The organism is Nostoc sp. DSM 114159 (assembly GCF_053470285.1).
The window spans coordinates 5727154-5740551 of the sequence record NZ_JBPFEH010000001.1 but is presented as its reverse complement, the minus strand read 5'-3'; the positions used below and the strand labels follow the sequence as shown (position 1 = coordinate 5740551).

The window sequence follows — 13398 nt, the reverse complement described above, 5'->3', positions numbered from 1 at the left end:
TGCCAAGAGTGCGATCGCTCTACAGATAACGGCTAAGACCGCCAAAACACAACATTCTGGTACGTCAGTTGTTAGGTAGGTTTCGTTGGTTTTAAAAGTTTGAGCTTGCTAATCCATCTATATTTAGAGAATTTATCAGATCAATTATGTTTTGCTTGTTATGAGTATCGGGAGCAAGCTCTAATAATTTATGGAAATCAGAAATTGCTTGATTTAGTTGTTTAAGATGCAGGTAAGTATAGGCTCTATTAAAATATGCAGGTGCTAGAGATGGATCTAACTCTATGGCTTTCTCATAATCTAGAATAGCTTCGTTAAAACAACCCATAGTCTTATAAATATTTCCTCTATTAACATAAGCACCAGTATATTCAGGTTCTAACTCAATAGACTTAGAGTAATCGGATAACGCATTATCTAACTTATTTAATAAAAAATAAGCATTACCACGATTATAATATGCTTTAGAATATGTTGAGTTTATCTGAATTGCTATATTATATTCAGCAATTCCCTTTTCTATTTCACCAAATTTTACATACAAAATTCCTAAGTTGTAGTGTGGCATATCGTATTGTGGGTCTATTTCAATTGCTTGTTTATAATCTTCAAACGCTGCTTTTTCATCACCTATTTTTTTGTACAAATTTCCTCGTGAATTGTAGACAAGTACATATTTTATGTTTAATTGAATTACTATATTATAATCCTCTAATGCTTGTCTTAAATTACTTAAATCAGAATAAACAATTCCTCGGTTATAGTAGGCATTTATATAGCCATCATTAAGTTCAATTACTTTTGTATAGTCTAAAATCGCTTTCTCTGCTTCTTCCAAAAGACGATATGCGTTTCCTCGATTGTAGTAAGCATCTATAAAATTTTTATCGATATCTATTGCTTGAGTAAAATCAAGTACAGCTAAATCAAGTTTATTTAGTTCCGTATAAGTAATACCACGCCCATAGTAAGCATGAGAGCAGCTTCCATCTAGCTCAATAGCCGTTGAAAAATCTGACAATGCTTGAGTAGTATTGCCCATCTGAATGTTAGCAACAGCGCGATTGAAGTATCCTACCGGATGGCTATTGCCTGATTCTATACCTTTACTAAAAGCTTGTTCAATAAACTCATATTTTTCATTGAGAGCAATATTGACGAATCCTAAATAAAAATATAAATTTGCTAAACTTTCTTTGATTTCTTCATTGTTTACTGATTTCATACATTTTAAGGCATCTTCTAAGAAGAATCTAGACGATTTAAACTCATTTTTCCAGAAATAAATTTGCCCAATGGTAAATTGAACAAGGTAAGTAAATTGAAAAGGTAAATAATGATGAATGTAAATAGGAAAATCATCAGGTGGATGCATTAAATTTACAAACCTAGCAGGTATCTCATTTGGAATTATTAGTTTATCTTTTTGTAAAATAGTGTAGCGTGGAAAAATTCCTCCATCATCATAATGTCCCCAGATAAAAGCCGTAGCATTGTAACTCTTACCCACAGCTTTCATAACTTCAAATTCATTGCGTCTAAATACTTCCTTGACAGATTCGATTCTTACATCATTAAAATTAGATTTATTCAGAGAAGTATTGAGTGATTCTAGTATACTGCCAGTAACATCATAATTTACATTTTTGCTAGCATTAAAAAAATCAGCTATGAGGATAAGTATTTCATTATCTGAGGCGGGTTTTAATTCTTTAATAGAATTCTCCATATCTTGATAATATTGAGAATTTTTCCGCCATTTTTCAACTGCTAAGTGTAGGTCATTTATATATTTCTTAGCTTCACCGATAGTCCAGCCTTTACTCTGGCTTGTTCTTGTATCATACTTGTCATGATGTTCAAGACAGAGAAAAGCTAAATTTTCTAGTTTGCTATTACAGTTATTTCTATCCAAGTGAGCTATTTGTCCTGGCTTCTCACAAAAATCATTATTTAAACCAAAACAAAGACAGCACCTTCTACCACTTTTATACAGAACTTCAGTTTCTATATCACTAGATATTTTCTTTCGAGTCGTCATAGTATTTCATAAAAATAATGGATAGGTTATTAAGCAGAGGTTTGCATATAATTTATACCTTAATAGTCATTATCAGCCACACAAATACCTTTACATTTAATACCGTTCGTAGCAGTGCGCTGACAATGAGAACATAGAACTTTTTCGTTTTCTGTTTCTTTATTTATGTTTATATTAGTGTTTGCCTGTAGCTTGTCTTTGTCGATCGGGAGTTTTACATTCATAAGAATAAGCATGGAGGAATTTATTGCTGTTTAAATTTTACAAGCCATTGAGGAGTGATTGCCGATACAACTCTCCGTAAGATAATTCAACAAGGAAACAAAACACTTCCCAACCTTTCACGCCCCAAGCGATCGCTCACCTTGCCCACACAAACAACCTGAATCCCATTAATATAAGTTCGCTTTCATAGGTATATTATATCAATATATCAGATATGATATAACTACAGCATGGGAGATCAAAGTAAACCTTTAGTTTGGTTACATGGTGAAGTTAAAACCCCACCTTTCAGTCAAGAAGCACGCATAGAAGCGGGTGTTCTGCTCAGACAATTACAGGAAGATGAATCCCTTGGGTTGCCACATTCACGCCCTATGCCAAGTATAGGAATTCACTGTCATGAATGACGTATTCGAGATGCAGATAAAAACTGGAGGATCATTTATCGGATTGATGACGATGCAATCTTGATTGTTGAAGTCTTTAATAAAACAACGAGAACAACATCCAAGAAGATAATTGAGGTTTGCAAAAAGCGTCTGAGGAAATACGATACCGATCAACAGGAGTAATATGATGGATCAAGCGAAGAGAGAACGTTTGGAATCTAAAGGCTGGAAAATTGGCACAGTTTCAGATTTTTTGGAGTTAACACCTGAAGAAAATATCTTAGTTGAAATTAAGCTAGCTCTCAGCCAAAACTTGAAGGAGCGCCGACAAAAACTTATGACTCAAAGTGAACTCGCGGCTAAGATTAGTTCTAGCCAACCTCGAATTGCTAAAGCTGAAAATGGCGATGCTTCAGTATCAATTGAATTGTTGATCCGGGCAATGTTAGCAACAGGTGCAACTCCTCAAGATATTGGACAGGTGATTGCTGGTGTGGGGTAAAAGCAATTCAATGCTCTCCTCTCAAGCCTCCGTATGAGATAATTCAAACAGGAAACAAAACAGTTCCCAACTTTTCACGCCCCAAGCGATCGCTCACTTTCCCCCGACAAACAACCCGAACTCCATTAATATAAACTCCTTGCACAATCTCATCCGAACCGCGCTTAACCATCCGAGGTTCACCATCTAAAACTGGATCTGATATCTGCACTTGCGGGCTAATTGGCTGATTTAAAGCATTGGGATCGAGTAAAACTATATCTGCTTTTGCACCAACTTTCAGAACTCCCGTATCAAGACGAAACCAACCAGCAGGTTCTCCGGTAACGCGGCAAATCGCAGCTTCCGGTGAAAGAAATTTCGTTGCAACTGCTTGTTTGAGCAAAGACAAAGCTCCATCATAGTAGCCCAGGTTACGCACGTGAGCGCCAGCATCGGTAAAACCAGGCAAAATATGCGGATGCTGCATCATCGCTAAACGGGGTTTGAGGCGATCATTCGCTCCCGTCGCTACCCAGCGTAAATCTGTATCGTATTTTTGTAATGCGTGGATAAATAAATCCACTGGTTCTTGTTGCTTTTGACGAGCAATTTGGGCAAAACTTAACCCTTGCCAACTTGCTTCAGGACAGTGAATAACTTCCATCAAATCTAACTGACGATGGAATGATTTACGCCGTTTACTCAGCCATTCTTGGCGAAATTGACAACGAAAAACTTCCGATGCCCATAATTGTTGCCTTTCTTCTCGTGATTGACAACCATTGAGTTGTGCGCCTGTGGAGAATTCTTCAAATAAGGGAGTCACAGATCCATCAGAGTAAATGGTGAAAGGTTCGGTTAAGGTTTGAAAACGCACATTACCATTTAGAAGCCGATTCCAAATAAATAGTAGCGGGGAAAATATTCGCCAGAGGTTGCGATCGTGTACGGCATCTAAGGCTGAGAGGACTGTTAGCCGCAGTGGTTTTTGTCCAATCCCTGAACCCATCCGCAGAATATCTACAAAGGAAGCAAGTCTTTGTAAATTGGGTGTGACTTGAAAAACGCGATCGCACCGCCGACACAAATCCGCTAACATTGCATATTCTTTAAATTTCGCGTGTTGAGAGGGAATTGTGCAGCCTTGCCATTCTCCACTCATCCGATGCCAGGGAAACATATCAATAGAAATGCCAATAAAGCCAGCATCTATTGCATCTCTGGCTATGCGCTGCATAAGTTTTAGTTCAAATTTTGTCGGCTGAACAGTTAAGCTGCGTTCTAATCCCATCACATGAGCGCGTAAGGCACTGTGTCCAAACATTGGGGCAACATTGGGGCCGAGGGGTAACTGTTGCAAATGCTGTAAATATTCTGCTGGTGTTTGCCAGGAAACCGACTTTTGTAGCCATTTTGCAATCAGCCGATGGGAAAGTGTCTCTACTCTCTGAAAAATATCAGCCAGGATTTGGGGTTGGGCGATCGCAACAGACAAGCTACAGTTACCAATAACCACGCTGGTAACACCATGACGCACTGATTCGCTCAATCCTGGTGCAATTTCTAACTCTAAATCGTAATGAGTATGAATATCTATAAATCCCGGTGTCACCCATAACCCAGAAGCATCAACCACTTCACGCGCTGGGGTAGTTAAGAAGGGTGCAAGGGTGACAATCCGTCCGTTTTGAATGCCGATATCTTTGCGAACAGGTGGAGAGCCTAAGCCATCGAAAATTAACCCGTTTTGAATCAGCAAATCTAACATGATTGTTTGTTTTCCTTTGACATCGCCTACAGTGGGCGGGTACGCCATCGCACCACAGTATGACGCAAATATTCATTGCTACATCTTATACTACATAATCATGAACCCCTTCAAGCGATCGCTGAGAGTTTTCACATACATCGAAGCAGGCATTTTTGTAACTAGCAATTTCAGTTATCTATATCTGTCTTATGTAATAAGTTCTATACCTACCCTAAGTAGGGTTATCTATCTGTATTTGTTCGTTAAGTTGTATGAAGTTGAAAGCAAAATACCCTTAACTTAGTTGGAGTTTTTTATGACTTACACAATTGATGAAGCAACAAGACCAGCTTTAGAAACTTTTCAACGCTTTGATGTAGATACTCAGCTAGCCCTACTTTGGTTCGGTTATCTCGATCTTAAAGAGCAGCTACAACCAGCACCTCCTCCAAGCGTTGAACAGCCTGCCAAAGCAGTGTTTGACAAATTCCTGGACTTGTCTAAAGAAGAGCAACTGCAAGCACAACGCGACATTATTAATGGTGCAGCTAACGATATCAGCCAAACCTATAATAGTCTGAGTCCCAATGCCAAATTAGACGTTTGGTTTCTGCTGGCACAAGGAATGGAGGATGGAAGCATAATTCAAGTGCCCTCGGACTATCAACTTCCAACTGAAACAGATGAATTTGTCGCATCGATCAAAAATCTGGAGTTTGAGCAACGGATTAATTTTATGTTGAGTGTTGTGGAAACGTTCGGTTAGTTAAGTCCAAGAATTTTCAAACTTTCTAGAATTGGGGATAACTGAAAGTAGTAAATTAAGCTAGACCTGGCTGTTTTTACTCTACTTTAATAGACCTTAACTTAGAACTACCGCAGAGATGCTCATCTTTGCGGTAGTCTTGATGAAAGTTAATATCTGTCGGTTGACTCATTTTATAACAGTTTTCAGGTATGTATTTGAACCACATTGATTGTAGGGGCATAAGGTCTTCCGTCCCTAGCGCTTGATTTAGATTTTTCCAACCGCACGATCGCATTATAATCAAGTACACTTCGAGCAATCGCGATCTTTTTAAGCTTTCAACAGATTTATTTTATAAGTATCTAGGCATAATAAATTTCAAGTTTTTAGTAAGGACTTTAGTGCCGATTATCCTTGCTCTGAGCGATAAATCGCTCACTACAAACTAGGAGTTTATTTTATATTTAATTATGTCTACCTACTTAAATCTTTAAAGCAGTAGTTGAAATAAAAATCCCTGTCAACTGTCTGTGACAGGGATAGCAGTTTTGAGATAATAGCTTGTCTCTTAGCTAACAAAATCTTTGTGAGCAGCGACAAGCATCTGAGCTTGCCTTAAAACGTTTCCGAATAAATAAAAAGGAATCTGCCAAGCTGCAACGGTAACTTCTTTGACTATATCTTGTACGCTAACTGCGATTAATTCATGCTCTGGCGGCTCTCCCTCAACTGTACCAGACCAAGTAAAAGCTAATAAGAAATCATCATCTCCAGGCAAGGATGCAATCAAACATTCTTCTGGTGTTGGTTCGCAAATAATTCCATAATCATTTGCAAGTTCTACTAATCTTTGAAATTTGTTTCCGTTTGTCATTTGTTCTTAGGATGTAATTGAATCTCAGTTTTAGAAGAAATCATATTTTTAACTCCAGAACTCAAGTGAGTTGCTATATAGCAGAAATTACGAATTATTAATTATTCGTTGAAAATTATGAGTTATTGGAGTTAGATCGGGCTTAAGTCCAAAATATTACCGCGATCGCTTGATTGTATCAGCAACAATTGTTACTGTTTTAGAAAAAGCTATACTACCTACTTTTTCGGTTTACCCTATTTACATACACCTCCATTTGTTATCATTTCAAGATTGATGCTTTCATCTCACCCTAGTTGACGCAGTGCATTGAGAATTGCGATCGCTTTTGGGGGAACTGCTGTAAACCGAAGCAGAAAAAGATGCTCGTCAACATTAGACTGTTCGATTGCCTTGGCATAGATATCTTCTTCTGTAGCCATTTCTGCCTCAATCAATAACTGGAGTTTGAGATTACTCAAGAGTTCTAAAGAATGTGGCGATCGCAGCTGCGCTCCTTTTTCTGAGAGGCTAATCAATTCACCCATAAATACTGTTCCTACTGCATGTTTTCCCTGCAAAATGGAGTATTTTACAGGTATTTTTTGAGTAAGAACGATCATTTCTTCATCATATTTAGGCAAGAATAAATTATATTTACCACCAATGCCACGAATTTCACAAATTGTCACAGGGTGTTTTATGCCCTTGGGTTCTATTTGTGATTGCCCAGCAATTTGTAGGTCAATATTGGCATCCTTACAGGTATTTTCGGAAATTAAAATTTGTCCTCCCACTGTATAAGATTCAATTCGAGCAGCCAAATTAACATGACTGCCAATAACTGTATATTGAGCGCGTTTTTGAGAACCAACATTTCCCGCTACAGCCTCTCCTGTATTAATCCCAATTCCCATTTCCAGAATTGGGAAATTCATGTGCTGATTTTGTTCATTCACTTGCTGCATTGCTAACTGCATGGCAATCGCACAAGCGATGGCTCGTTGAGAATCATCCTTGCGACTAATTGGCGCACCAAACACCACAAAAATCCCATCACCCATGAACTCATTAATCGTGCCTTTATAGTGGTTAATCACATCTGTCATTATTCCCAGATAAAGATTCAAAATCTTTACTACTTCTTCCGGGGGCAATTGTTCGGAAATAGCCGAGAATCCTCTTAAATCAGATACGAGAACCGTAACTTTTCGGCGTTCTCCTCCTAGCTTTAACCCAGAAGGAGTTTCGAGGATATTAGCGACGATTTCATCAGTTAGATAGCGGCCGAGGGTTTTTCGCATCTCGGTAGCACTTTGGGCAATATACTGAGTAAGTGCGATCGCAGAACCTCCAAAAGCTAGCAATGAAGGGATAACGGGAATCCACCAACCAGCCAAAAACGCCAGAAAACTACCACCAATTAAACCCCCACCTGCCAATAAAACACTAACAGCCATGAGGATTTTCTGGTTGCTACTGTGGCGTTGCAGCCAACACAAGCTAGCACCAATAATTGACCAGATCAAAATTAATAGCCATTCTAGCGGGTCAGGTAAACACTTAATCAATGGACGGCCTTCCATTGCCGAACTTAAAATTTGACTAATCAAATTAGCATGAATTGTCACACCCGCCATCCGTTCCGGATCGGTCAACACATTACTGCTGTAAGGTGTATAGAATAGATCCTTTAAACTTTCAGCAGTAGCACCAATTAGTACCACCTTGTCTCGCATTAAATCTGGTGGAATGAGATTCTCTTGCACTTGAGTAAGAGAAACTTTAGTAAACTGCTCTATCCGTCCTCGGTAATTCAACAGCACTTGATAGCTTCCAGCATCAGCTCGGACGTAACCTCCATCATTAGGTTCAAAAATTGGGAAAATACCCCGATTTAACTGCAAGTAATTAGAGTTAGTTGCCGATGGCTTGGCAGTAATACCTTCAGGTTTCAAGTACAACAATGCCAGTTTTAACCCAAAACTTTCCAGAATCTCGTCATTATTTAAATTTACGTACAATAATGCTCGCCGAATTTTGCCATCTCCATCTATAGGTAAATCATTCGACCCAACTTGATTAAGTTTCTTCAGTTCTGGAGATGAATCAACCGCCGAACTATCAATAGTATCAGAGACTTTTTGGACTCCAATCAAATTAGGAGTAGACTTAAACACCTTAAGTAAGTCTTGATGACCGGGATTTACAGGTAAATCACGATAAATATCTAAACCAATCGCTCTGGGTTTTTGCTGTTTGATTTTTTCTAACAAACTAGCAAGTTTTCCATCAGGCATAGGCCACTGTTCCTGCTTGCGGACATCTGCCTCATTAATCTCAACTATGACAATGCGGGTATCAGCCGATTCTCTTGGACGAAGGAGAAAAAATTGATCTAGTGCTGCCAATTCCAACAATTGCAGTAATCCAGTCAAGCGTATTGCAATCACCAGGGCTGTAATATTGGGAACAGCAAATAAAACACCCCGCCATTGCCAAATGTGCGGTTTCAGCTTTGTCCACATAATATTTAGTGCTGAGTGCTGAGTGTTGTTAGCGGAAGCGGGGCGTTTAGCCCGTGCTGAGTTAGGAGTTAGGAGTTAGGAGTTAGGAGTTAAGAATTTTTCCTCAGCCTAATGCCCTCTGCCCAATGCCTCGTGCCCTTCTTTCGTAAATGTGCAACAATCAATCAATGGTTCGGAAGCGATCGCACTCAAACCTACAGACTTGAAAAATTGTTTCCAATCCAGCCTCGCTTTGAAATTATTCGGCTCAGTCCGGCGTAGCTGCACTAAACTAGTCAGCGCTTCATGCCAAATCCCAGCTTCTGCATAGATAGTGGGCAACTTGTACAAATTTGCCTTTGCTAACGCCTCTGACAAAGTTGCTCCTGGTTGAGTGCGTTCCACCCAACCATCTACAGTCGGATTTTCACTATTGTCTTGATTATCACAAATAATTGTTAGATACCAATGATAAGTTTTACCTACAGCGAGTGCAGGGGCACTGTCAGGAAGTTTAAAGCTAATAATTCCCGATTTATTTGGAAGTGTAAAAGAGGTTTCATAAAATACGTTCTGGTCTTCAGTCAAAAGCAGAAAATTGGCTGTTTTGAGTTGAGATGGAGGTATATACCAGAAAAATGTTGGATGTTGAGCAAATGTCAGCCCTAATTTATCTGGAGGTATTAAGGGAGTTATTAGTTGTTTGCCTTTTAGGCAAGAGCTACCACGGGTAGAACCACCAGCACTTGCAGGAAGTTTTCCCCGCTGTGGTGGTTTAAATGTTTGACTAATTTGCCAAGTTTTATTGGCATGGTACGACTGAGCTTGTACCTGTGCTGTTAAAGCAGAAAGCAAATACAAAGGTAAGGAAAAGGGTACAAAATATAAAGATGGTTTCATCCATTTCATATTGATAATGCCTGAGTTCTAGATTAGTCAGGTGAATAAATCAAGTATTCCCAAAAGCAGAGTTAGATTTTTCACTCAACTACAGAACTATTTATTGGGCATTGGGCATTGGGCATGGACAAGAGACAAGGTAGACGAGGAAGAGGAGGAGACAAGGGAGAAACTTGTTCAATAATTCCCCCTTGTCCCCCTTGTCTTCCTTGTCTCCCCTGCCCCTCTGCCCCCCTGCTCCCTACTCCCCTGCTCCCCTGCTCAAATATATGGCGATACATCTTCACCGCATTTATCTGCTAAATAGGAGAGGGCACGAAAACGTAAGCCTACCAGTTGCTCATATAACGGGTTAATTTTACACATCGGTGGGATATGCACAATTTTGCGTCCAAATAGGGTGACATCCCGTTCAAAGGGACACTGGGCGGGAATCATTTTACACAAAAAGCGGGCTACTCTTGGGTCTTGGATATCTAGCCCATCAAGCCAGTCTTGCAGGGGGTGTAGGGCATTGATTTGACGCTTTGTTAGCCCAGTGCTGGCGATAGTGGGGGTAATTTGCTGTGGGTATTCCAGAGTGTGGCGAAGGGCTTCGAGTAACTTCTGTGGCTGTTCCAAAGCTTGACAGAACTGTTGCAGAACTTCATCTTCGCTGGGAGAATAAGTACCATCTGCGATCGCTACCATTATCGCTGTCCTTAAGAAATTTTCTGCAGCTGGTGTACCTTTACCCAACGCTGCGGCTAATTCCTCTGGCGTAATTACCTCTAGTGAGTCAAATTTAATCTTAGGAGCTAATTCATTTTCGGTGATGCTGGCAATTAATTCCTGTTCTTGATCGTCAAAATTACCATCAGCCCAAGCAATAGTAAGCAGTCCACGCAACCAAGCGGCAATCTGTTCGCTGCTGTAGGGGGATTGAACGGTACTTGTCATAAACTCTATGTCTCAAGCTTTCCTCAGTCACTACTACGCTACCCTAACCAGTGACTATGAAGATAGTGGAAGCAGCACAGAAAAATAAATCAGAGAAGTTTTCAAATCGCAATAGTCGGTCTTAAGGTAAAATTCATTTGTAGGATTATTGAGAATATTTCTACTTAAAGTAAATTTAATTGGAGTATCTCAAATATTCATCAGGTTTAAGACTGTAATTTGCGCCACAGAATGATGGAGTTTTCTAAGTATGCAAACCTGCCAGCTAAATATCGCCGACGCTTTTCTCTAATGAATCGTTTACTGATATTACTTGCTTCTCTATAGAATTGCGATCGCTTGGCATTAGTGAAATTAGGTTAACTCTCAAAAATTAAGGTATATAATGTTTTTCTTTGGCATTGAACATGAAGTCGCGTTTTTGAACAATGAGGGGAAATTTGCTGATTTCTCCCACACAAAATTTGCTGATTTCAATCAAATTATTGCAAGGCTACCTACATATCCCAGTGATTATCCTCAACTCCGCGTTGGCGATGCGGGTATTAAAATGAAGAGATGGTACATTGAGGGATTTGAAAGATTTGCGGATTCTGATGAAGTCATAGACTGTCATGTTAAAGGTATTGAAATTAGAACAACTATCCACTCTAGTATTCTAGGCGCCATTACTGAATTATCAGAAAGTTTTAACTTGCTACGTCAGGTTGCCGCTGACTTTGGCTTATCACCAGTTTTGGTGAGTTTCAATCCTTACAATCCAGCTTTTGAGCCTCAACCCCCATTAAACAATTATGAAATTAAACAGCTAGAAGCTTTTCCTGACGAACAAACTGCTAATATTCACATGGTATCTTATGGGCCAGATTTAAATATTTCCGTGGCAGATTTGTCAACTGAAGATGTAATTGATATTGGCAGAAAGTTCACTTATTACAGCCCCTATATCGTTCCTTTTAGTTATAGCTCTCCCTTTTATAATGGAGGTTTATGGGATGGACTATCGGTACGAACATTTATCAGAACTGGAAAAAGACCAGCGACTCTGGTTTTTGTTCAAAAAGAAGAACAACTTATTAATAGTATACCTGCCTTAACAAAAATTGCCCGGATTCCGGCGGAAGTGGGACGCATCGAATTTAAAGCTTGTGATAGTTGTGATAATTTTTTAATCTATGCGGCTTTGCTGGTATTATTGAAAGGTTTGGTGTTAGATAAAACCTTACTGGGTAGAGCAACTGTACCGGATGCAGCGTTACACCAACTTTCTGCAAAAGAAGCGTTTGAAAACGAAGATATTTTTGAAAATGCCACAAAAATCTTCCAAGCAGCCGAAGTTGCTTTAGGAGATGACCCAGATGTTCATTATTTAACGCCCTTAAAAGTGCTGCTGGAAAAGCGAAAAACAAGATCCCATGAATTAATAGAAATGTTTCATCACGTAAATTCAATAGAAGAGGTTATAAGGCAGACTTATCAAGTTTAAAAAAAAGATTTATTTTTCTCCTTTTATTTATTAAGAGGGGATTAAGCAGAGTCTTTATATAATTATATAAATTAATACTTTACAAATGTCCTTTAAAGTGCATATTCCTTCAATTCCTTTAATTTGATAAAGTCCAGCTAACTGAACATAAATAGTATAGGCATTAGCTTGAAAAAACTAGATTAAGTCGATATACCTAGAGACTGATTTTATTCTAACTAAAGATGTAGTAAAATTCATTCTAGAGATTGATGCATACCCTAGCTTTTTCAAAGTAAAAGTGTAGACAGGGAACTGAAATGAAGGATTTCAATTATGAAATCTAATAATTTTGCTAAAGAATTAAGGTGGTATTTGCTTATTACGCCTTACTAATTCGATGCAGAAATACAAAAAATCTCTTCGTCAGGTTCGTTTTTCAAGAACTTCTAAATTGAAGCGGAGCTTGCCACTTTTATTATTGCTTAAAATTGCTGAGTAAGTAAAGGTATATGCTTCGCTCTTTCAGTAAAAGTTCTGCGTTGTTAAAGCTGTTATGGAGGATTTCAAATGAAGATGATTACTTCTGTTTTATCTTTTTTACGTCCAGTACGTTTTTTAGTAGTGGCCTTTACTTGTGCCCTACTCTTATTATCTAATGCTTTTCCTGCTTTTGCAATTGGTACCGACCCAAGTAACCCTACTGAAGCTACTACACAACTGCTTGACATTCAGCGCAAAACTGACGAAGCCGCTAAAGAACCACCAGAAGGATTGGAAAAGACTCAAAAGGAGGCTAACGAAGGACTGAATGAGGTTCAGGGAGCCGCTGATATTGATAAGCAGAAGCGTCCTGAAAATTCTCAGGGTGCAAGAACTATCGAAGAAAAAGCAAATAATTTATTTGACAAAATTACAGGTAAATAACAGAGTTAGTATCTTAGTAATTTTTTGGTAGTAATGGGTGATTGCATGAAAGCAGTCACCCATTACTACTTTTTAATGTGGCGATCGCAACTGAAATTAAATATAAAAATATGTTCATCCCTATTAAGGTGTAAGTATAGCTATGAAATGTGATGATTAATTTAAACTGA

11 protein-coding genes are annotated in these 13398 nt (G+C 38.8%); 5 read left to right on the top strand and 6 right to left on the bottom strand.

Annotation, left to right across the window (positions count from 1 at the left end):
* Positions 1–91 precede the first annotated feature (91 nt).
* Positions 92–2041: a tetratricopeptide repeat protein gene (locus ACR5KR_RS24020; RefSeq protein ID WP_448268257.1), complete on the bottom strand. Its 1950-nt coding sequence runs from the start codon at positions 2039–2041 to the stop codon at positions 92–94.
* A gap of 455 nt (positions 2042–2496) precedes the next feature.
* On the opposite strand from ACR5KR_RS24020, the gene ACR5KR_RS24015 reads away from it, so the two are divergent.
* Both ACR5KR_RS24015 and ACR5KR_RS24010 read left to right on the top strand, forming a co-directional pair.
* The gene (locus ACR5KR_RS24015) at positions 2497–2673 is read left to right on the top strand and encodes a hypothetical protein (protein ID WP_448268256.1); all 177 of its coding nucleotides are present in this window, start codon (positions 2497–2499) and stop codon (positions 2671–2673) included.
* Between the two features lie 169 nt (positions 2674–2842).
* Positions 2843–3157: a helix-turn-helix domain-containing protein gene (locus tag ACR5KR_RS24010; protein WP_334716995.1), complete on the top strand. Its 315-nt coding sequence runs from the start codon at positions 2843–2845 to the stop codon at positions 3155–3157.
* Positions 3158–3200: 43 nt separating this feature from the next.
* Here the strand turns inward: ACR5KR_RS24010 and ACR5KR_RS24005 are convergent, their stop codons facing one another.
* Positions 3201–4955 carry an N-acyl-D-amino-acid deacylase family protein gene (locus ACR5KR_RS24005; protein ID WP_448268255.1) on the bottom strand — a complete coding sequence of 585 codons (1755 nt, stop codon included), beginning with the start codon at positions 4953–4955 and terminating at the stop codon, positions 3201–3203.
* Positions 4956–5205: 250 nt separating this feature from the next.
* On the opposite strand from ACR5KR_RS24005, the gene ACR5KR_RS24000 reads away from it, so the two are divergent.
* Positions 5206–5655 (top strand): orange carotenoid protein N-terminal domain-containing protein, encoded by a 450-nt coding sequence (locus ACR5KR_RS24000; protein WP_448268254.1) that lies wholly within the window; start codon positions 5206–5208, stop codon positions 5653–5655.
* Between the two features lie 550 nt (positions 5656–6205).
* Here the strand turns inward: ACR5KR_RS24000 and ACR5KR_RS23995 are convergent.
* From ACR5KR_RS23995 to ACR5KR_RS23980, 4 genes are all read right to left on the bottom strand, one after another.
* Positions 6206–6511: a hypothetical protein gene (locus tag ACR5KR_RS23995; protein WP_322673668.1), complete on the bottom strand. Its 306-nt coding sequence runs from the start codon at positions 6509–6511 to the stop codon at positions 6206–6208.
* 287 nt (positions 6512–6798) lie between these two features.
* On the bottom strand, positions 6799–9018 hold the full coding sequence (locus tag ACR5KR_RS23990) for a CHASE2 domain-containing protein (protein WP_448268253.1): 2220 nt from the start codon (positions 9016–9018) through the stop codon (positions 6799–6801).
* A gap of 108 nt (positions 9019–9126) precedes the next feature.
* A complete protein-coding gene (locus tag ACR5KR_RS23985) occupies positions 9127–9906 on the bottom strand; it encodes a DUF928 domain-containing protein (protein WP_448268251.1) in 780 nt (259 codons plus the stop codon).
* Positions 9907–10158: 252 nt separating this feature from the next.
* Positions 10159–10836 (bottom strand): Mo-dependent nitrogenase C-terminal domain-containing protein, encoded by a 678-nt coding sequence (locus ACR5KR_RS23980; RefSeq protein WP_448268250.1) that lies wholly within the window; start codon positions 10834–10836, stop codon positions 10159–10161.
* Positions 10837–11221: 385 nt separating this feature from the next.
* Here ACR5KR_RS23980 and ACR5KR_RS23975 point away from each other — a divergent pair, with 385 nt between their 5' ends.
* Together ACR5KR_RS23975 and ACR5KR_RS23970 are read left to right on the top strand one after the other, a co-directional pair.
* The gene (locus ACR5KR_RS23975) at positions 11222–12322 is read left to right on the top strand and encodes a glutamate-cysteine ligase family protein (RefSeq protein ID WP_448268249.1); all 1101 of its coding nucleotides are present in this window, start codon (positions 11222–11224) and stop codon (positions 12320–12322) included.
* A gap of 549 nt (positions 12323–12871) precedes the next feature.
* The gene (locus tag ACR5KR_RS23970; protein ID WP_448268247.1) at positions 12872–13228 is read left to right on the top strand and encodes a hypothetical protein; all 357 of its coding nucleotides are present in this window, start codon (positions 12872–12874) and stop codon (positions 13226–13228) included.
* Positions 13229–13398: the final 170 nt, after the last annotated feature.